The sequence below is a fragment of the Halovibrio sp. HP20-59 genome, assembly GCF_033052795.2.
Classification (GTDB): Bacteria; Pseudomonadota; Gammaproteobacteria; order Pseudomonadales; family Halomonadaceae; genus Vreelandella.
On record NZ_JAWJUW020000006.1, the window covers coordinates 195,825 to 214,470 of the forward strand.

Here is an 18,646-nt window from a genome sequence, read left to right on the forward strand (position 1 = left end):
GGCAAGCGTTGGCTGGCAAACGGCTTAAACCAACTGGGTCAGCCAGCCGTGCTTGTCTTCGCTGCGGCCGTACTGTAGGTCGAGCAGTTTGGTACGCAGCCGCATGGCAATCTCATTGTTGCCACCCGCCGTGAGCTGGATACGCTCGTTTTCAGAGACCAGCTCGCCTACCGGAGTAATCACTGCAGCGGTGCCGCAGGCAAATATTTCGGTGATCTCGCCGGAGGCGGCGCCTTCACGCCACTCGTCGATGCTGATCGGGCGCTCTTCTGGCGTTAGGCCTTCTTCTTTGGCAAGCGTAAGTACCGAGTTGCGCGTCACGCCTTCCAAAATGGTGTCGGTCAGGCGCGGGGTCACTAAACGGCCATCTTTGAAAACAAAAAACAGGTTCATACCGCCCAGTTCTTCCACCCACTTGTTTTCAGCCGCATCCAGAAACGCGACCTGGCCACACAGATGGGCTTCGGCCTCTTTCTGCGCGGCGAGTGAAGCGGCGTAGTTACCACCACACTTAGCAAAGCCGGTGCCGCCTGCAGCTGCGCGCTTGTAGTTCGAGGAGAGCCAGATCGAAACCGGGGCAACGCCGCCTTTAAAGTACGCCGCCGCCGGTGAGGCAATCACGTAGTAATCGACCTCATGCGCTGGGCGCACGCCCAGAAACGCTTCAGAGGCGATCATGAAGGGGCGTAGGTAGAGGCTGCATTCGTCGGCTTCGCTGGCGGGCGTTGGCACCCAGGCGTGGTCTTGGGCCAGCAGCGCTTTCAACGAGCCGATAAAGTCTTCGTCGGAAAGCTCGGGCAGGGCCAAACGGCGGGCGCTGCGGCGAAAACGCTCGGCGTTTTTCTCCGGGCGGAATGTCCAGATAGAGCCGTCGGCATGGCGATAGGCTTTGATGCCCTCAAAAATCTCCTGGCCGTAATGCAGCACCGAGGCGGCCGGGTCGAGGGTTAGCGGGCCGTAGGGACGCACTTGGTGGCCGTGCCAGTCGGCGTCAACGGTCCAGCGCACATGGGCCATGTGATCGGTAAAGTGTTTGCCAAAGCCGGGGTTTTTGAGAATGTTGTCACGGATCTCATCGGCTATCGGCTGGTTGGATGGCAAAATCTCAAAGTTAGCGGGCACGGCATGTTCTCTCTACTTGATCCAAGCCCTGACGGGCAAATATAGGCGTCATAATGGGTGTAGCGGGTGCCTTGAGATAAGGCACACGCTAATGCGTTTAGGTTTAACGGTTGCGTCAAATAAAGGCAACCGTTGATTGCCTGATTGTGTTGTTAGACGTCGCTATTTTCTACTTGGGCGTCTGCTTCACGGTCAAGCAGGTACTGGGTTAACAGCCCAACGGGGCGTCCGGTGGCACCTTTTTGCTTGCCGGAGTGCCAGGCGGTACCGGCGATATCCAGATGCGCCCAGGGAAAATGCTCGGCAAAGCGTGACAAAAAGCAGGCGGCGGTAATCGTTCCTGCCGGGCGACCGCCAATATTCGCCAGATCGGCAAAGTTGGACTCAAGCTGTTCTTGATACTCGTCCCACATCGGCAGGTGCCAGGCGCGATCCCAGGCGGCTTCGCCCGCATCCAGCAGATCGAGTGCCAAGTCATCGTCGTTGGAGAGCAGGCCGGTAGCGTGATGGCCTAGGCCAATAATCACCGCGCCGGTGAGGGTGGCGATATCGATGACGCTGGCCGGGGTGAAACGCTCGGCGTAAGTCAGCGCATCGCACAGCACCAGGCGGCCTTCGGCGTCGGTATTGAGCACTTCGACGGTCAGCCCTTTTAGCGTTTTGATGATATCGCCGGGCTTGGTGGCGTGGCCGTCGGGCATGTTTTCCGCAGCGGCAACGATAAATACCAGGTTGAGCTTGGGTTTAATCGCCAGTACGGCTTTGACGGTGCCGAACACGCTGGCGGCGCCGCACATATCGAACTTCATTTCGTCCATGCCTTCGCCGGGCTTGAGCGAAATGCCGCCGGTATCGAAGGTAATGCCTTTGCCGATCAGCACATGGGGGGCTTCATCGGCATTATCCGCACCCTGGTATTTCATCACAATCAGGCGTGAGGGCTCTTTGCTGCCACGACCAACTGAGAGTAAAGAACCTGCTCCCAAGGCTTCCAGCGCTTCTTCATCTAAGATGTCGACCTGGAGCGCGCCTTTTGAGTCGCGGCCCAGTTGCTCTGCCTGCTCGGCTAAATAGCGGGGTGTGCAGACATTGGCGGGCAAGTTACCCAGGGTTCGGGTAACGTTAATGCCCTGGCCAATTGCGTTCCCCACCAGCGCGCCCTGTTTGACCAGCGGGGCCGCGTCGATGTCGCTAATAATCAAGTTTAGCTTGGCGAGACTGGGGGCGGGGGCAGGCGAGGATTTGAACTGGTCAAAGCGGTAAATCGCCCGTTCAGCGGCTTCCATTACTTTGCGCGCTTTCCAGGCCCCATCGCGGTCAGGCAACGGAATGTCGCCAAATACGACGCTGGCTTCGTCGATGGGCAGTTTAATCAGCGCCACCATGGCAGCGTCCAGGGCTTTGATAAAAGCTGCTTCCTGGCATTTTTCGCGCTCTCCCAGGCCTACCAGTAAGATACGTTCGGCGCCCAGGCCCGGCGCAAAAGGGACCAGTTGTACGTTGCCCAACGCGGCGTCGAAGTCGCCGCGCTCCAGCAGTTGGTCAATCAGGCGCTCGCTGGCGTCGTCCAGTTTGGCGACGGTGGGCAGTAAGTGGCTCCCTTTAAAAACCGGCACCAAAAGGCAGGGTGTTTCAGCTTTGGCCGGGTTCGCGGTCTGAACGGAAAATTCCATGACGTCTCCAACAAGACAAGCATCGAGGGATTCGGGATAATGACCCGCTATTTAACGTTTGATTAGTGTACCCAAGCCATGGCCGTATTGCATGGCATCCTGCACGACTAGCCGGAGAGCGCGTTGATTTTATTTCGATATCTAACTCGCGAAGTGTTACTGACCATGTCGGCAGTCGCCGGTATTTTGCTGCTGGTGATCATGGGCAGCCGCTTTATTCGCTATTTTTCGGACGCGGCGGAAGGCGATATCCCGGTCACCATGCTAGGTAGCCTGATGGTGTTTCACCTGCCGGGCTTTATGGAACTGATTTTACCCCTGTCGTTTTTTCTCGGCATTCTGTTGGCCTATGGGCAGCTGTATATGAACAGCGAAATCACCGTGATGGTCGCCTGTGGGATGAGCCCCACACGACTGTTGAAAGTCACCCTGCTGCCTGCCAGCGTTGTCGCAGTACTGGTGGGCATCTGCAGCCTGTGGCTGACGCCCTATGGGGCGCTGCAAACTGAAACCGCGCTGGAGGAGCAGCGCAGCCGTCTGGATGTTTCGGTATTAGCGCCTGGGCGCTTTCAAGAGTTCGGCGGCGGCCGCACCGCCTATATTGCCGGCTTCTCTAGTGATGGCACGCAAATGCAGGACGTACTGGTGCACGAACAGAACCAGCCAGGCGACGAGGGAACCCATGATTACGTTACCCGTGCCGCCTCAGGCTATCAGGAAACCCGGCTCGACACCGGCAGTCGGTTTTTGGTGTTGGATGACGGCGAGCGTTATGGGGTGACGCCAGGCGAGAAGAGCGCCGAGCGGCTAACGTTTGAGCGCTACACGCTGCGCTTAGGACTGAGCCGCGACCGACAGCAGCTCGATTCATTGGAATATGCCACCACGCCCGCGCTTTGGAATAACCCCAGCCCCCGTGCCCAAGCCCAGTGGCAGTGGCGGGCGGGGCTTCCGCTGATGGTGTTTGTGCTGGCTTTGATGGCACAGCCGCTTTCTCGCGTGAATCCCCGCCAAGGGCGTTTTGGCAAACTGTTGCCAGCGGTATTTTTATACGTTGCCTATCTCAGCCTGCTGCTCGCGGTTGTCGATGCGATTGGCAGCGGCACTTGGTCAACCACCCTGGGTGTGTGGCCGGTGCACGGGCTGTTTTTAGGGCTGGGTCTGCTACTGCTGTGGCACTCGCAACGTAAGGGGATGCGCTAATGCTAACCGTCGCTGACCGTCTCGACCGTTATATCGCCCGCAACGTGCTGGCGGCCATTGTTGTTGTTCAGTTCGTGCTGTTGGGGTTGGATATCACCATTGCTTATATCGATGACTTAAACGATGTGCAGGCGGGCTACAGCGCGCTTGATGCGCTGTTTTACTTGCTTATGCGCACTCCTTGGCGTTTTTACCAATATGCGCCGGTGGCGGTGTTAATTGGCGCGCTGATTGGCCTGGGCAGCATGGCCTCCAGCAACGAGCTCACTGTGATGCGCGCCGCTGGGCGCTCTCTGGCGCGTATTGTTTGGGGGGTGATGAAGCCCGTGCTGGTGGTGGTGGTCGTAGTGCTGCTAGTGGCCGAGTACGTTAGCCCACGCACCGAGCAGTATGCCGAGGCATGGCGGTTGGAAAAACTTCAGGGCGAAGGTGCCATGCTGACCAGCCGCAGCGGCTGGCAGATTGAGGGTGACAGCGTTTACCGTTTCGGGGCGATTCGAGCCGATGACGTGGTGCTTGATTTAACCCGCTACCGTTTTGATGAGCGTCAATTAGTCGAAGCCACCTACGCTCAGCGTGCCCGCTGGGAAGGCGATGCCTGGCGTTTGGAAAATGTAGCCACTACGCGCATTTTTGATGACCACACCGAGTCTGAACAGGCGGCGAGCATGGGGTGGGAAACTTCGTTTACGCCAACCCAGCTAGAGCGGCTGCTGCGCGATATTGAAAGCCAGGCACCTAGCGAACTGTGGGCCTATGCCCAGTTCCTTGAAGCGCAAAACCTGCAGAATGACCAGGCGCTGCTGTATTTTTGGCAGAAGATGCTGATGCCGCTCACCATGGGCTCGCTGGTGTTAATTGCTGCTTCCTTCGTGTTTGGCCCGCTGCGTACCGTGGCCGCCGGAACCCGAGTGTTCTACGGCGTGATTACCGGGCTGAGTTTTAAATACATTCAAGATCTGCTGGCGCCCGCCTCAACGATTTTCGGTTTTTCCCCTGTCTGGGCCGTACTGGTGCCTACCCTGGCGTGCGCCGGGGTAGGGATCTACTTTCTACGTCGCAACGGTTAACCATCATTGCCGAGTATCGTCCAGAAACAGTCAGGAACCACGAGAGAACTATGCAAATACGACGCTTTACTCAGTTGGACAGCGTATGGCCCGCGGGCCTGGGCCGTCGTTTGGGCGCCATGCTGTATGACGGCTTTTTGGTCACTGCAATTTGGATCGCGGTAACCGTCATGCACATGCTGTTTTTCCGCTATGTGCTTGGCCAGCAGCCCGAAGATATTGGTACCACGGCCAGCGATATCTGGAGCCTGCGCATCATGTTGGTTTTTTTTGTCACGCTATTTTTTGTTTACTCCTGGTCGCGTGGAGGGATGACTCTGGGTATGCAAGCGTGGCGGTTACGGGTGCAAACGCTAGATGGCTACTCGTTGGATTTGAAGCAGTGCCTGGTCCGTTGCGCGGTTGCCTGGGTATCACTGCTGGCCTTTGGTGTGGGCTATTTATGGGTGCTTTTTGATAAACAGCGACGTAGCTGGCCGGATATTGCTTCCAACACCCAAACGGTGGTTTTGCCGAAAAAATAATTTCAGCTGGCATAGGGGGAAAAGTGCTTTTATGCCAGTACGTTATTTTGCTGTTCTTGCTTATTAAGACGAATGACTAACAAAAAACAGTCATTTCTACTTGATAAGATGTATGCGAATCATTTACATTCATCTCATGACTTTTATGAGGTGTCGCCATGTACGTTTGCGTGTGCAAGGGAGTAACCGACCATCAGATTCGCCAGCACGTTAGCGACGGAGCGCGCAGCTGGCGAGAAGTACGTGAGGCAACCGGCTGCGCAACGCAGTGTGGTAAGTGCGCGTGCTTTGCTAAAACCATTACCCGCGACGCTTTACAAGAAGCGCGCCAAGAAGCCGATATGGGCCTCGCCTACGCTGTGTGACGCGAATCGCTATTGTTAGGGTTATCGTTAGCAAATATATGATTTGCTTGAACTTTTAGTCACTTTATCTATACTCTTAGGAAAGCTGGGAGTATAGCTACGTGCGTCTACATTTCTCCATTGACGTAACTGCTTGATCACATTGTTTAAAGACAGCTTAAAGCCAGCCTAGAGCCAGCTTAAGCATCAGCATTACAGTAGAAAAGGTGACGTTATGAAAGGTGATCCAAAAGTTATTCAGCATCTCAATATTGCCCTTGGCAATGAGTTGGTGGCGATTAACCAGTATTTTTTACATGCCAAAATGTATAAAGACTGGGGCTTAAAAGCGCTGGCTAAATGGGAATATGACGAATCCATCGAAGAGATGCAGCACGCTGACAAAATCATTGAGCGCATTCTTTTTCTAGAAGGTGTGCCGAACCTGCAAGACCTGGGCAAGCTGTACATCGGCGAAAACGTCAAAGAGATGCTTGAGAGCGATCTTAAAATCGAGCACGACGGACGCAACGACTACATCGAAGCGATCACTTACTGCGAAAGCGTCAAAGATTACGTTACCCGCGATATGCTGCGTGACTTGCTTGCCGATGAAGAAGGCCACATCGACCACATCGAAACCGAGCTTAGTTTGATCGATAAAGTGGGTATTCAGAATTATCTGCAGCGTCAAATGCAAATGGCTGGCGAAGAGTAACGCGCTTTCGTCAATCTGTTAGCTGACTTTTTCGTTCAGCTATTCGCGAAGCGCAAAAACGGGCAGCCAAATTGGCTGCCCGTTTTGCTTGCTAACAACAGTGGCTAAAATTTAAGACTCAACCACGCCGCACGCCATGCGAGTACCGCCACCGCCCAGGTGTGGCTCATCTGAATAGGTGTCGCCGCCTTCATGAATCATCAAGCTGCGGCCAGGCATATCTTCCATGCTCAAGCGCGGTGCAAGAACCGGCAGGTTAGCTTCACCCTCTTCATTGACTGTTAACACCGGTAGGTCACCTAAATGCCCTTCACCGTAGGGGCCTTGGTGAGTGCCTGCCTCTTCGGGGTCATAGTGCCCGCCAGCCGAAAGTGCGGCGGTCATTTCGCCGTCGTCATTCTCGGCCGGTTCACAGCTGGCGTTCTGGTGAACGTGAAAGCCGTAAACGCCGGGCTCAAGACCCGTCAGCGAAGGTGTCAGCAGCAAGCCGTGATCGGTATGCTCAAGGGATACGGTGCCAATCGACTCTTCGGTTCCATCAGTACTGACTTTATGCATTTCGACATCAAGGGTTTCATTGGCCTGCGCCGCCGATGTGGCGAGCAACAATGAAGCAGCCATCGCGGTGAGCGGTATTGAATGGCGAACAGTTGAATAGCGCATAAATTCGTCTCCTTCCTAATCCGTGGAAACGCTGTAGCAGCGTTGCCCATTTAGGGTAGCTGCCACCGTGCCACTCTGCCAACTTAGCTGAAGATGACATCTCACGGCCCAGCCGCGACAATGGCGCCCTGTTTAGATTGTAAGCTACTATCCATTAGCCACTATCGGGGAGCGTTATGACGCCACTCAACATCCTTTACCAGGATGAGCATTTAGTGGCGGTGCATAAGCCGTCAGGGCTTTTAGTGCATCGCTCGGCGCTGGCGCGTGGTGAAACTGAATTTCTGCTCCAGCGCCTGCGCGACCAGATAGGTAAACGGGTATACCCCGTTCACCGGCTGGATCGGCCGACCTCGGGGGTAATGGTATTTGCTCTCTCGTCAGCGGTGGCTGGCCTGCTCAGCGAGGCGTTTAGCGAGCGCCAGGTGGAAAAGCGCTATCTAGCGGTGGTGCGCGGTAAAGCACCGGAAAATGAGCGTTTGGATTACCCACTACGCGAAGAGGACGGTACCCGGCCCAAGGCGGAAATGCCCGCCATGCCTGCGATGACCGATATTCGCCGCCTGGATAGCGTCGAACTCCCCGTGCAGGTAGACCGTTACCCGGTGGCGCGTTATTCGTTGGTGGAAGCGCGGCCGCTGACCGGGCGGCGCCACCAGATTCGCCGCCATCTTGCGCGGCGCGGCTATCCGATTATCGGCGATGCCAAGCACGGTAAGAGCGTGCATAACCGCTTTTTTGCCGACCAGCTGGGGGCGCCGCGCTTGTTGCTGGCCGCCACTTATCTCGCTTTTGACCATCCGTTGCTCGACAAGCGTGTACAATTAAGCTGCGCACTGGATGACCCCATGATCACGCTGTTTAATCACCTTGGCTGGGCGGGTCATTTACCACTTGATAGCGTGCGCACGCCGCCCCATATAACGCCTTCCGCCCTTCAAGCGCTATGAGTGAGTCTGTGATGTCTTCCGCAATCCCAACAACCAACCCTGCAGGCATTCCCGAGCCTTCGGCGAAACCTCCGTCTGCTGATTATGGCTTTCGTTTTGGTGGGATTCGCCGCCTCTACGGGCAGCGTGCTTTTGATACGTTTCGTCATGCCCATGTGGTAGTGGTGGGTGTTGGTGGGGTAGGGAGCTGGGCGGTAGAAGCGCTGGCACGCTCTGGCATTGGCAAGCTAACGCTGATCGACCTGGACGATGTCTGCGTTTCCAACGTTAACCGCCAGCTCCACGCGCTGGATGGTACTATCGGTCAGCCCAAGGTTGATGTGCTTGCTGAACGCTGTCGTTTGATTGCTCCAGAGATTGAAATTGTCGCCGACACTGCCTTCGTGACGCCCACCAACCTGGCTGAGCGGATCCCTGATGATGCCGACCACGTGGTGGATGCCATCGATAGCGTGTTCGCCAAAGCCGCGCTGATCGCCTGGTGCAAGCGGCGCAAAATACCGATTACCGTGACCGGCGCGGCGGGGGGGCAAACCGACCCCACGCGTATTCAGGTCGCTGATCTCACCCGTACCGAGCATGACCCGTTGCTCTCCAAAGTGCGCTCGCGGCTGCGGCGGGACTACGGCTTCTCCCGTAATCCTAAGCGGCGCTTCTCGGTAGAGTGTGTCTATTCCGACGAGCAGCTGGTGTATCCCGGCGCCGATGGCGAAGTGTGCCTGCAAAAGCCCGGCAGTGGGGAGGCTACGCGGCTGGATTGCGCCTCGGGCTTCGGTGCGGCGACCTTCCTGACCGGCACCTTTGGCTTTGTGGCTGCTTCAAAAGTGCTCGAACGCCTCGCAAAAAAATCCAACCAGCCAGCCGCTACCAACGCCGCTCAAGAGGAGAGCCAATGACCGCCCCCGTTCCCGGTATTTATCGTCACTACAAAGGCAGCCTTTACGAAGTGCTCGGCACTGCCCAGCACAGCGAAAGCGAAGAGCCGATGGTGGTTTACCGTGCACTTTACGGTGACTACGGCCTCTGGGTGCGCCCGCTTGAGATGTTTACTGAAACAGTGACGAAAGCGGGCCACATCCAGCCACGCTTTGCGCTGGAGAAAGCGTTTTAAGCCTGAGTTTTGTTAACAAGGAGTGCTCATGCCCCCCTCATCACCCCAGCAAACGCTGAAAGAAGTATTCGGTTTTGACGACTTTCGCGGCGGCCAGCAGGCGGTGGTGTCAAGGGTGCTGGAAGGGCACTCCACGGCGGCGATTTTTGCCACTGGCGCGGGGAAGTCGCTTTGCTATCAACTTCCGGCGCTGCATTTGCCGCATTTAACGCTGGTGGTGTCGCCGCTGCTGGCGCTGATGCAAGATCAGCTCGCGTTTTTGGCCCACCACGGCGTGGCCGCGGCCAGCATTGATTCCACTCAGGATCGCGACACCACCCGGGATGTCATGGAGCGCGCCAAAAGCGGCGAATTAAAAATCCTCATGGTCTCGGTGGAACGGCTTAAAAACGAGCGCTTCCGGCACTTTCTACGCCAAGTTCAGATATCGCTGCTGGTAGTCGATGAAGCTCATTGTCTCTCAGAGTGGGGGCATAATTTCCGCCCCGATTATTTGAAGCTACCGGACTACCAGCGGGACTTTGCTATTCCTCAGGTGCTACTGCTCACCGCCACGGCAACGCCCACGGTTATTGCTGATATGGGCGAGAAGTTTGCCATTGCACCGGATAACGTCATCACGACTGGTTTTTATCGACCCAATCTTGAACTGCTGGTGGCGCCTGCAATGGAAGACCGCCAGCAGCAGCTGATTAACTGGCTGAAACCGCAGATGCAGCCGGGCTTTGAGGCGCCGACGATTATTTACGTCACCCTCCAGCAAACGGCCGAGCGGGTGGCGAAAGCGCTGGCGGCCCAGGAGATTGCTGCCCAGGCCTACCACGCAGGGCTAGACTCCCAGCGACGGGATGAGATTCAACGGCAATTTATGAGCGGCGAATCGCCCTGCATCGTGGCTACTATCGCCTTTGGCATGGGTATTGATAAAGGCAATATTCGTAACGTGGTGCACTATGACTTGCCTAAATCGATCGAGAACTACAGCCAGGAAATCGGCCGGGCAGGGCGCGATGGCCTGCCCTCCACCTGCCTGACCCTGGCCGGGCGCGATGGTCTGCGAGTACTGGAAAACTTCGTTTACGGCGATACGCCCGAATACGCGGGCATCTACCGGCTGCTGGAAGAAATCGCCTCGGCAGGCCAGGCGCAGGATCGCCAGTGGGAGGTGCTGCTCAACACACTTTCCCGGGACGCCAACATCCGCCTGCTGCCGCTTAAGACGCTGCTGGTGCGGCTGGAAATGCACGGCATTATCGCCCCGCGCTTCGCATTTCTAGCCGAGTATCGACTGCGCTACCACATCGAGCCAGAAGCCCTCGTGAGTCGCTTCGAAGGCGAGCGGGCGGCCTTTGTTCGCCTGATCGTCGATAACATTCCCATTGCTCGCACCTGGGGCACGGTCGATTTTGAGCGCTTGACTAATGCAGGCCAGGCGCAGCAGATTGACGCTTCCCGTGCTCGCGTCATTACCGCCCTTGAGTACTTTCAGGATAAGGGTTGGCTGACCCTGGAAGGCAAGCGGATGACCGACGTCTACGAGATCTGCCAGCCGAATTTTTCCATTGAGACGCTGGCGAGCCAGCTGTTTGAAGATTGCCTGAATCGTGAGCGAATCGAGATTGAGCGGCTGCAAGCCATGCTAGCGCTGTTTGAGTCGGGGAACTGTCTGACTCGTCGATTAGCCGAGTACTTTGGTGATAGTACCTTTGGTGACAGCACTGTTGATACACCATCCAATACTGAGCAAGGTCGCTGCGGCCACTGTTCGGTGTGTTATGGCCACCCTGTAAAACTACCGGATGCGCCGCCCGGGCCACCGCTAACGGCGGCCGATTTTCAGCGGTACGCCACGCCGCTGATTGAGCGCCATATTGAGCAGTTCGGTCAGCCGCCCAATGCCCAGCGGCTGGCGCATTTTCTGTGCGGCTTAACCATGCCGTTGTTCACCCCGCTCAAAGCCCGCAGCCTGAACGGCTTCGCGGTTTTTGAGCAGCGTGCCTATCCAGAAGTGCGTGAGTGGGTGGCGCGCTATTTAGCTAGCTCAGACAGCTAAGAGTTACTCCCAGGCAGGGAAGGGGTCGGGTAGCTGTTTCCACGCCTCTATGCCTTCCACAAGCTCGTCTTCGCTCAATAGGCAGGCGTCCAGCGCTGCGCGCATCTGCGGCTGATCCAGGTTCTGGCCGATAAAGACCAGCTCCTGGCGCATATCGCCAAACGGCTCCTGCCACTTCTCGCTAATAAACTGGCGCGTTTCAGTATCCGTTGGCCAACGCTCTTCGGGAATCGCTTTCCAGAATACCCCGGCTGGGCCGTGGTGAGCGATGCCGCCCGCCTGGCTCCACTGACCAGCGGCCTGTGGGCGAGTAGCCAGCCAGAAGAAGCCCTTCGAGCGTAATAAGCCTTTTCCGAACCACTCCTGGTTGAGCAAGTCGTGGAATTTCTGCGGATGGAAGGGACGACGGGCATGATAAGCAAAGCTGCCAATCCCGAACTCTTCGGTCTCTGGTACATGCTCGCCGCGCATCTCTTTTAGCCAGCCCGGAGCCAGTTGGGCGCGCTCGAAATTAAACTTGCCGGTATCCAGTACTTTATCGAGCGGCACACCGCCTTGAGTGATTGGTACCAGCTCCGCGTCGGGGTTCAGTGAGTGTAGAATCGCCTTCAGCGCTGCTAACTCTTTCTCACTGATCAGATCGGTCTTGCTGATCAAAAGCACATCGCAAAACTCAATTTGATCGACCAGCAGGTCGGCGACATTGCGCTCGTCGTCTTCTCCTAGGCTTTCACCGGCTTCTGCTAGGCTTTGCGCTTCGCGATACTGTTCAACAAAGTTGGCGCCATCCACTACGGTCACTAGCGTATCCAGCCGTGCGACGTGGGAAAGGCTCTGGCCGCTTTCATCTTCAAAGGTGAAAGTTTCCGCCACGGGCAGCGGCTCGGAAATACCGGTGGACTCAATGACCAGGTAATCGAACTTGCCCTCTCTAGCCAACTGGCTGACTTCTACTAGCAAATCTTCGCGCAGGGTGCAGCAGATGCAGCCGTTACTCATCTCTACCAAGCGCTCTTCAGAGCGATTCAGAGCAACATCGCCATCTAGCGTCGACTCGCCAGGGCCATCGCTTACCAGCGCACCGTCGATATTCACCTCGCTCATATCGTTAACGATGACCGCCACCCGGCGGCCTTCACGGTTGGCGAGAATATGATTGAGCACGGTGGTTTTACCGGCGCCTAGAAAGCCGGAGAGTACGGTCACGGGCAAGGGAGTAAATGCAGTCATTGCTAGGTCACCTCTAAGCGTTGTTATGTTATGTGATAATATAACAATAAAGAGGCAATTTTTGAATAGCCTGGGGAGGGTTTATATGAAGGCTGCTAACATTGGGCGATGTGAGGAGCAGTTACATGTAGGCTAATGTATTCATTTAATTAATAGGAAAAATTACTAATCAAGTTATTGCTTATAAAAAAGTTGGTTAATATGGTTACGATAGCTTCGTTGGTGCGGCTGAGAGCCCCGTATAATCATTATATATCAGGAAAAGAGTGTTACTCATTCCACCTGTATCGGAATAGGAGAAAACAAGCAGAAGAAACCGTGTAATCCGCTAGGAGCGAAAGCGCATGACATGCATTAGGGAACAGAAGCTGCTTTATCATCTGACAAGCCTGAATAATTTAGGCTCTATTCTAGATAATGATTTACAGCCGCGATCAGCTTTGAATGGGTTCCATGATGTTGCTGATGTAGAGATTTTGGCTGGGCGTGCTGAGCATGGACTAGATGATTATGTTCCTTTTCACTGGTTTTCGCGGAATCCTTTTGACGGGCGTGTACAGACAGATCGCCCTGATGAAGATTTCGTGCTGTTAACGGTGTATCGAACCCTTGCTATAGCCCAGAACTGGCGGGTACTGCCAAAGCACCCTTTAGCTAGGCAGGAGTTCAGATTTTACGATTATCAGGAAGGCTTTGATTTGATTGATTGGGAGCTAATGGATACACGAGATTATAGTGACGCTGACTGCAAGAGTGTTTGTATGGCGGAATGCTTGGCTCCCGTGTACGTCAGGGTTGCTGATTTTTTTAAGATTTATGTGCCAACGGAGCGTATCCATCAGGTAGTGTTAGGAGAACTGACAAAACGAAGGGTGAACCTTAACGTTGCAGTGAACCAGGGTATGTTCTGCTAATGACGTACACGAACCTGAACCCCAGCAAGGCGCTGATTTGGCGGATAACCCATCGCCAAAATCTGCCCTGGATTTTGGCGAATGGACTCCATGCAGGAGATGGCGGCAGGCGTGCGCCGAAGTGGGTGGTGATTGGTAATGAAGAGTTAATTAGCCGCCGTGCGCATCGTGAGGTGCCGCTGGCACCCGGTGGTGTACTGAACGACTATGTGCCTTTTTACTTCACGCCCTTTTCGCCAATGATGTATAACATCCACACTGGCCGTGGCGGTTTGAGGTCTGTGGCGAACATGGATATCGTGATTTTGGTATCCAGTCTGCATAAAATTGCCGAGCTAGGTTTGCCGTTTGTTTACACTGACCGCCATGCTTACCCGGTCACTGCCCATTACTTTAATGACTTAGACAACCTGAGCGCCATTGACTGGCCGCTCCTGCAGCAGCGCAACTTCCAGCGTGATCCGGATGATCCTGAGAAAATTGAGCGTTATCAAGCAGAAGCGCTAATTCACAAGTATGTGCCTATACAGGCATTGCTGGGGGCAATATGTTACACCCCGCAGGTGAAGCTAGAATTACAGCAGCAGGCTGCTGAGCTGGGTGGTGCATTAGATATTCACTGTCGGCCCAGCTGGTATTTTTAAGGAGTCAGTTATGATCACCTATACAACAGGCAATTTGCTGGACGCTGAGGTTGAAGCCCTGGTCAACACCGTTAATACGGTGGGGGTGATGGGCAAGGGAATCGCACTGATGTTCAAAGAACGTTTCCCCGCCAATATGGAGGCCTATGCGCAAGCCTGCAAAGCTGGAAAAGTGCAAACGGGCCATATGTTCGTGACTGAAACCGATGAGTTGATGGGCCCCCGCTGGATCGTCAATTTTCCTACCAAACAGCACTGGCGAGCGAAGTCCCAGCTACAGTGGATTATTGACGGCTTGGCCGATCTGCGCGGTTTTATTGAGCGCAATCAAGTGCGCTCAATTGCTATTCCACCGTTGGGTGCTGGTAATGGAGGGCTGGATTGGGCTGAGATTAAGCCTCATATCGAACAAGCATTGGGCGATTTGCAGGGTGTCGAGATTATCGTATTTGAGCCGACGACCAAATATCAAAATGTTGCAAAACGCCAGGGTGTGGAACAATTGACGCCTGCTCGTGCTTTGATCGCTGAATTGGTACGCCGTTACTGGGTGTTAGGCATGGAATGCAGTTTGTTGGAAATTCAAAAGTTGGCTTGGTTTCTTGAGAGAGCGATTGAAGTAGAAGGCATAGATAATCCGCTGGATCTGCGGTTCGAGGCCAACAGCTACGGCCCCTATGCCGATCGGCTTCGCCATTTGCTCAATGGGCTGGACGGTAGCTATCTCAAAAGCGAGAAACGCATCAACGATTGCGATCCGCTGGATACTATCTGGTTCAACGATGTCAAGCGGGAAAAGGTGGCTCTATATCTCAAAACCGAGGCGAAAGCCTATCTACCAGCGCTGGAGAAAACGGCCGAGTTGATTGACGGATTTGAGTCGCCTTTTGGGATGGAGCTACTAGCCACGGTGGATTGGTTGTTGTCTCAGTCCCAGGCAGCGCCAGACCCTGCATCGTTAATGGAAGGTGTGAGTCACTGGCCGGGAGGTCAACACTCTGCACAGCGTAAACTCAAATTGTTTGATCGCTCCAACGTCGAATTAGCGCTCAACCGGCTCAACTCTATCCAATTAAAGGCTGCTAGTTAGTAAGGCTGATTGAATGTACACATCTATTATGCCTATAGGTTCTGGTTGAACAGATCTCAGCGCTTATATTGCGTCGGGCAATATCCGCGTAGAACATCCGGCGAGCGCAGGGCTTGGTGTTTGGTGGCGCGGCCGGTGACACGTTTGCGCCATAGGCGAAACGAGGCGGGTTTAAGCTGGTGGCGCATCACTTCAATCACATCCGGCTCGCTCATGCCAAACAGCGTCTCAATCGCTTCAAACGGTGTGCGGTCTTCCCAGGCCATTTCAATAACGCGTGACTGTTCGTCATCGGGTAAGCGGCGAAAACGCTTAACGGGGGCTTTTGGCATCGTTCACCTCAAGGTATGTCATTGGTGGACATCAAGACTGCGGTCAGTGTAGCGCTTTTTAATCGACCAGCGCAGCACATCAATCACAATGAAACACGCCAAGCTTACACCCAGTAAGGGCAGTGCAACGCCAAGCGTGATAGCGACGAACAGCACGCTGAATTGGGCCGTAAGCGGGAGCATTAGCCAGGGCTCTATTACCGTTGGAAAGCGCTGACCACTCACCGTGCGCAGTCGTCGCCACGCCATAACGTAACCCCACGCCATAAGCGTCACAAGCCCAGCGGCGATCAACGCCAGCACTATTTGATTAGCAACACCAAACAGTACGCCCATGTGCAAATCAATCCCCCAGCGGGTGAGCTTGGCGGCCAGTGGAAAGGTGGTAAAGTCGGTCTGGTCGGTCACCGTCATGCTATGCGGATGCAGCGCCACTTGGTCTACCTGTGTAGGCCACTGGCGGTCAATTTCCGCTACCCGCCACGCCTGCTGTGGGCTGCTCGGCGGCGTTAGTTGAACGCGCGCTGCGCTGAGTCCCGCCTGACGAGCAGCGCTCAGTGCCCGGTCAAAGTCTGCTAAGTCGATGGCCTTGGACACCATGGCCATGTGGCCGCGATGCTCGGCATGTTCATCGACGACTTTATCGGTATCGATCAGTGCCGTCGAGGCACTTGGCGTGCCCCAGCCCCAGGTATGACGAAGCTCCGCAATATTGCTCCCTGCCCACTGTGACCAAGTGAGCCCCGTTGCCGAAAAGAACAATAATCCGAGGGAGAGTATTACCCCGAGCGTTGCGTGGCGTCGGCGTGTGGCGTGGGCGCCTGAAAGTGCTTTCAGCGCGCGGCGTTGGCGAATCCACAGCGTTACACCACCCAGTGCGGCTACCCAAAGCCACGAGGCCGCCAGTTCACTATAGAGACGGCCCGCCTCGCCCATTAACAGCTGGCGATGAAAGTGATCAATCGCTGTGCGCAGCGGTAAAATACCGCTAGTACCGTAAACCGTTGTGTCGCCGGTGACTTGCAGTGTAATCGGGTCCACAAATATCGCTCGGTGTTCAGACGGGCCTAGGCTGGGGTCGCCATACATTAGCCGCGTGGTGTCGCCTAGTTCCGGGGCAGGGCGCACGGCGCTGGGTAATGACGAATCGCCCAGGTGGCGTTGAGCTGTTTTAAGCTGGTTGGCAAGCGTCTGAGGTTCGCCCTGCGTAACGCCATACAGGGTGTCGTGGTAGAACCACTCTTCAAGAGGCGGGCTGAGTAAGTACGTAATGCCGGAGAGTGCCGCGATGAGAATAAAAGGACCGATGAAAAGGCCGATATATAAGTGCAGGCGGCTAAGTATGACGAACATCAGGTGGCAGGTGTGATTAGGCGAGCGAGCGGTCATTAGCTTGTTTCCGAGCGGTATCGGTAAAATAGCCAGACAGCTTAGATAGTTTACTTAGCAACCGCTAGCCTGCATGTGGCGGTAAAAAGTCACACGCTTAGGGGTTAGAAGGAGCGAGCTTGACGGCCAGGAGTGCACGGAACAAACCATTCATTAGCACCGGTTCATCGTGGCGAATCTGGAACCCTGCCGTGCTGAGCAGTGGCCGTGCTTGGCGGGTAATGTCGGTCGCAAGTGCCGATGTGACTCCATTCAGAAGACGTCGGCCCGCGCCCAGAGGTTGATCATCCGGCTGAAACTTATCCATGACGCAGAGTTGGCCCCCCGGTTTTAATACCCGGTGTGCTTCGGCGAGCCCCTGTTGTGGGTTGGGCATAACCGCAATAATAAGGTGCATGATAACGGCATCAAAGTGCTCGTCAGGGTAGTTGAGCGACTCGGCATCCATGACACGGCACTCCACGTCACGACGCAGTGTCTCAGCGCGCTTGGCCGTGCGCTTGACCATCGCTGGCGCTAAGTCGGTCGCGTGCAACTCAATATCGTGGGGCAGAAAAGGCAAGTCTAGCCCTGTTCCAGCACCTACCATCAGCACACGCATACACGGCTCCCAGTCCACCTGGTCCAGCGCAACACGTCGTGGCCTACGAAAGACACGGGTAGCCACCGTATCGTAGAAGGGTGCGTAAGCGTTATAGCGCAGACGATTCCAAGCGGTGGTGTTGAACATAATGCCTCTCTGCAGTAGGCAGTGGCTCTCGCGCTGAATGGCACGCACTGAGTACCTCGTATACTGGAATACCTATAGCACGAACTTGAAGGATTAACCAATAGTGACTTTCACTATCTTTTCTAATTATTCTTTTTTAGTATTATTTCTTTGAGTGTTTTAGAGAGCGATGCGGCGAACAAACCTGTCTGTCTTTTGGATTGGTTTTATTAATTATTTTTTTATATAATCAGTGAGTTTTCTTATGCTTGTTTCGTTTGGTTACTCTTTTTTCAGTCTTATAGCGATTCTTTCAATCATATCGATGACCAGTTGGCGATCATTATGGTTTAAAGGGTTAATTAATTTTTTTATTCTAGTTGACTGATCGTCAATATGTGAGCTTGCTTGGCCGAGCAATTCTGCTGCTTCGCAGTTGAAAATTTCTGCGAACTCTATCAAACGCACAATATTGGGGATAACTCGGCCCCGCTCAATGCGCGAAACGGCTTCATTGCCTATTCCTAAGCGCTCAGCAACTTCTTCTTGGGTCAATTGACTACGAACCCGCTGTTTGGCAATGGCCTCGCCAATGCTGCCTGCTAGCCGTTTCTGTTCTGTCTTATTCACAATGTCCTCCAATTAGACCTAAATAGTTGGGTAACAACCTATTGACATGAAGGACTATTTGGGTTGAATATCACCCTGCTAGGTTGGTTTGTGCGTTGTTCGTTACGTTTTGCTTCTTATGTTTACTTATAAACGCATTCAAAAAGTGCTTAAATTAATTTTATTGTTCGTTTAAATAAGATAAGCAGTCTTTTTAGATTTTTTTAATTTGTTTTTGCGGCGAATGTGCTGGTAAATTGCGAGTGTTCAAATTTAGTGCGAGCATTTAAATTTAAGG

20 protein-coding genes are annotated in these 18,646 nt (G+C 54.5%); 12 read left to right on the forward strand and 8 right to left on the reverse strand.

Annotation, left to right across the window (positions count from 1 at the left end):
• Window positions 1-24: 24 nt before the first annotated feature.
• Entirely contained in the window at window positions 25-1,122 is a 1,098-nt protein-coding gene (locus tag RZA33_RS09460; RefSeq protein ID WP_317507603.1) for a branched-chain amino acid aminotransferase, read from the reverse strand.
• 152 nt (window positions 1,123-1,274) lie between these two features.
• Entirely contained in the window at window positions 1,275-2,795 is a 1,521-nt protein-coding gene (locus RZA33_RS09465; RefSeq protein ID WP_317507604.1) for a leucyl aminopeptidase, read from the reverse strand.
• 123 nt (window positions 2,796-2,918) lie between these two features.
• On the opposite strand from RZA33_RS09465, the gene lptF reads away from it, so the two are divergent.
• The 5 genes from lptF to bfr all read left to right on the forward strand — a co-directional run bounded on the left by lptF (window position 2,919) and on the right by bfr (window position 6,654).
• Window positions 2,919-3,998 carry an LPS export ABC transporter permease LptF gene (gene lptF, locus RZA33_RS09470; protein WP_317507605.1) on the forward strand — a complete coding sequence of 360 codons (1,080 nt, stop codon included), beginning with the start codon at window positions 2,919-2,921 and terminating at the stop codon, window positions 3,996-3,998.
• Window positions 3,998-5,068 (forward strand): LPS export ABC transporter permease LptG, encoded by a 1,071-nt coding sequence (gene lptG, locus RZA33_RS09475; RefSeq protein WP_317507606.1) that lies wholly within the window; start codon window positions 3,998-4,000, stop codon window positions 5,066-5,068. The genes lptF and lptG overlap by 1 nt, the downstream gene beginning before the upstream one ends.
• 50 nt (window positions 5,069-5,118) lie before the next feature.
• On the forward strand, window positions 5,119-5,592 hold the full coding sequence (locus tag RZA33_RS09480; protein WP_317507607.1) for an RDD family protein: 474 nt from the start codon (window positions 5,119-5,121) through the stop codon (window positions 5,590-5,592).
• Window positions 5,593-5,750: 158 nt separating this feature from the next.
• Window positions 5,751-5,957 (forward strand): (2Fe-2S)-binding protein, encoded by a 207-nt coding sequence (locus RZA33_RS09485; RefSeq protein WP_146874877.1) that lies wholly within the window; start codon window positions 5,751-5,753, stop codon window positions 5,955-5,957.
• A 214-nt stretch (window positions 5,958-6,171) separates the two neighbouring features.
• Window positions 6,172-6,654 carry a bacterioferritin gene (bfr, locus tag RZA33_RS09490; RefSeq protein ID WP_317507608.1) on the forward strand — a complete coding sequence of 161 codons (483 nt, stop codon included), beginning with the start codon at window positions 6,172-6,174 and terminating at the stop codon, window positions 6,652-6,654.
• A gap of 111 nt (window positions 6,655-6,765) precedes the next feature.
• Here the strand turns inward: bfr and sodC are convergent, their stop codons facing one another.
• On the reverse strand, window positions 6,766-7,317 hold the full coding sequence (sodC, locus tag RZA33_RS09495) for a superoxide dismutase [Cu-Zn] SodC (protein WP_317507609.1): 552 nt from the start codon (window positions 7,315-7,317) through the stop codon (window positions 6,766-6,768).
• A 176-nt stretch (window positions 7,318-7,493) separates the two neighbouring features.
• Here sodC and RZA33_RS09500 point away from each other — a divergent pair, with 176 nt between their 5' ends.
• Genes RZA33_RS09500 through RZA33_RS09515 form a run of 4 tightly spaced genes read left to right on the forward strand, consistent with a single transcriptional unit; the run spans window position 7,494 to window position 11,431 of the window.
• Window positions 7,494-8,267 (forward strand): pseudouridine synthase, encoded by a 774-nt coding sequence (locus RZA33_RS09500; RefSeq protein ID WP_317507610.1) that lies wholly within the window; start codon window positions 7,494-7,496, stop codon window positions 8,265-8,267.
• 11 nt (window positions 8,268-8,278) lie between these two features.
• On the forward strand, window positions 8,279-9,163 hold the full coding sequence (gene tcdA / locus RZA33_RS09505; RefSeq protein ID WP_317507611.1) for a tRNA cyclic N6-threonylcarbamoyladenosine(37) synthase TcdA: 885 nt from the start codon (window positions 8,279-8,281) through the stop codon (window positions 9,161-9,163).
• Complete coding sequence (locus RZA33_RS09510) at window positions 9,160-9,378, forward strand: DUF1653 domain-containing protein (protein WP_317507612.1); 219 nt, start codon at window positions 9,160-9,162, stop codon at window positions 9,376-9,378. Before tcdA ends, RZA33_RS09510 begins: the two co-directional genes overlap by 4 nt.
• Window positions 9,379-9,406: 28 nt before the next feature.
• On the forward strand, window positions 9,407-11,431 hold the full coding sequence (locus RZA33_RS09515) for a RecQ family ATP-dependent DNA helicase (protein WP_317507613.1): 2,025 nt from the start codon (window positions 9,407-9,409) through the stop codon (window positions 11,429-11,431).
• A gap of 3 nt (window positions 11,432-11,434) precedes the next feature.
• On the opposite strand, the gene zigA is transcribed toward RZA33_RS09515, so the two are convergent.
• Entirely contained in the window at window positions 11,435-12,661 is a 1,227-nt protein-coding gene (gene zigA, locus RZA33_RS09520; RefSeq protein WP_317507614.1) for a zinc metallochaperone GTPase ZigA, read from the reverse strand.
• 344 nt (window positions 12,662-13,005) lie between these two features.
• On the opposite strand from zigA, the gene RZA33_RS09525 reads away from it, so the two are divergent.
• The 3 genes from RZA33_RS09525 to RZA33_RS09535 are packed head-to-tail and all read left to right on the forward strand — an operon-like array spanning window position 13,006 to window position 15,309.
• The gene (locus RZA33_RS09525; protein ID WP_317507615.1) at window positions 13,006-13,575 is read left to right on the forward strand and encodes a DarT ssDNA thymidine ADP-ribosyltransferase family protein; all 570 of its coding nucleotides are present in this window, start codon (window positions 13,006-13,008) and stop codon (window positions 13,573-13,575) included.
• Window positions 13,575-14,219: a DUF4433 domain-containing protein gene (locus RZA33_RS09530; RefSeq protein ID WP_317507616.1), complete on the forward strand. Its 645-nt coding sequence runs from the start codon at window positions 13,575-13,577 to the stop codon at window positions 14,217-14,219. Before RZA33_RS09525 ends, RZA33_RS09530 begins: the two co-directional genes overlap by 1 nt.
• A 10-nt stretch (window positions 14,220-14,229) precedes the next feature.
• Window positions 14,230-15,309 carry a macro domain-containing protein gene (locus RZA33_RS09535; protein ID WP_317507617.1) on the forward strand — a complete coding sequence of 360 codons (1,080 nt, stop codon included), beginning with the start codon at window positions 14,230-14,232 and terminating at the stop codon, window positions 15,307-15,309.
• Window positions 15,310-15,365: 56 nt separating this feature from the next.
• Here RZA33_RS09535 and RZA33_RS09540 read toward each other — a convergent pair whose 3' ends face one another.
• From RZA33_RS09540 to RZA33_RS09555, 4 genes are all read right to left on the reverse strand, one after another.
• The gene (locus RZA33_RS09540; protein ID WP_133730888.1) at window positions 15,366-15,641 is read right to left on the reverse strand and encodes a TIGR03643 family protein; all 276 of its coding nucleotides are present in this window, start codon (window positions 15,639-15,641) and stop codon (window positions 15,366-15,368) included.
• A gap of 18 nt (window positions 15,642-15,659) precedes the next feature.
• Entirely contained in the window at window positions 15,660-17,030 is a 1,371-nt protein-coding gene (locus RZA33_RS09545) for a PepSY-associated TM helix domain-containing protein (RefSeq protein ID WP_317507618.1), read from the reverse strand.
• A 97-nt stretch (window positions 17,031-17,127) separates the two neighbouring features.
• A complete protein-coding gene (locus RZA33_RS09550; protein ID WP_317507645.1) occupies window positions 17,128-17,760 on the reverse strand; it encodes a class I SAM-dependent methyltransferase in 633 nt (210 codons plus the stop codon).
• Between the two features lie 261 nt (window positions 17,761-18,021).
• The gene (locus RZA33_RS09555) at window positions 18,022-18,369 is read right to left on the reverse strand and encodes a helix-turn-helix transcriptional regulator (protein ID WP_317507619.1); all 348 of its coding nucleotides are present in this window, start codon (window positions 18,367-18,369) and stop codon (window positions 18,022-18,024) included.
• Between the last annotated feature and the right edge of the window lie 277 nt (window positions 18,370-18,646).

Coding starts and splice junctions, on each gene's coding strand:
- RZA33_RS09465 (WP_317507604.1), bottom strand. CDS start 2,795: ATGGAATTTTCCGTTCAGACCGCGAACCCGGCCAAAGCTGAAACACCC.
- lptG (WP_317507606.1), top strand. CDS start 3,998: ATGCTAACCGTCGCTGACCGTCTCGACCGTTATATCGCCCGCAACGTG.
- RZA33_RS09480 (WP_317507607.1), top strand. CDS start 5,119: ATGCAAATACGACGCTTTACTCAGTTGGACAGCGTATGGCCCGCGGGC.
- RZA33_RS09485 (WP_146874877.1), top strand. CDS start 5,751: ATGTACGTTTGCGTGTGCAAGGGAGTAACCGACCATCAGATTCGCCAG.
- bfr (WP_317507608.1), top strand. CDS start 6,172: ATGAAAGGTGATCCAAAAGTTATTCAGCATCTCAATATTGCCCTTGGC.
- sodC (WP_317507609.1), bottom strand. CDS start 7,317: ATGCGCTATTCAACTGTTCGCCATTCAATACCGCTCACCGCGATGGCT.
- RZA33_RS09500 (WP_317507610.1), top strand. CDS start 7,494: ATGACGCCACTCAACATCCTTTACCAGGATGAGCATTTAGTGGCGGTG.
- tcdA (WP_317507611.1), top strand. CDS start 8,279: ATGTCTTCCGCAATCCCAACAACCAACCCTGCAGGCATTCCCGAGCCT.
- RZA33_RS09510 (WP_317507612.1), top strand. CDS start 9,160: ATGACCGCCCCCGTTCCCGGTATTTATCGTCACTACAAAGGCAGCCTT.
- RZA33_RS09515 (WP_317507613.1), top strand. CDS start 9,407: ATGCCCCCCTCATCACCCCAGCAAACGCTGAAAGAAGTATTCGGTTTT.
- zigA (WP_317507614.1), bottom strand. CDS start 12,661: ATGACTGCATTTACTCCCTTGCCCGTGACCGTACTCTCCGGCTTTCTA.
- RZA33_RS09525 (WP_317507615.1), top strand. CDS start 13,006: ATGACATGCATTAGGGAACAGAAGCTGCTTTATCATCTGACAAGCCTG.
- RZA33_RS09530 (WP_317507616.1), top strand. CDS start 13,575: ATGACGTACACGAACCTGAACCCCAGCAAGGCGCTGATTTGGCGGATA.
- RZA33_RS09535 (WP_317507617.1), top strand. CDS start 14,230: ATGATCACCTATACAACAGGCAATTTGCTGGACGCTGAGGTTGAAGCC.
- RZA33_RS09540 (WP_133730888.1), bottom strand. CDS start 15,641: ATGCCAAAAGCCCCCGTTAAGCGTTTTCGCCGCTTACCCGATGACGAA.
- RZA33_RS09545 (WP_317507618.1), bottom strand. CDS start 17,030: ATGACCGCTCGCTCGCCTAATCACACCTGCCACCTGATGTTCGTCATA.
- RZA33_RS09550 (WP_317507645.1), bottom strand. CDS start 17,760: ATGTTCAACACCACCGCTTGGAATCGTCTGCGCTATAACGCTTACGCA.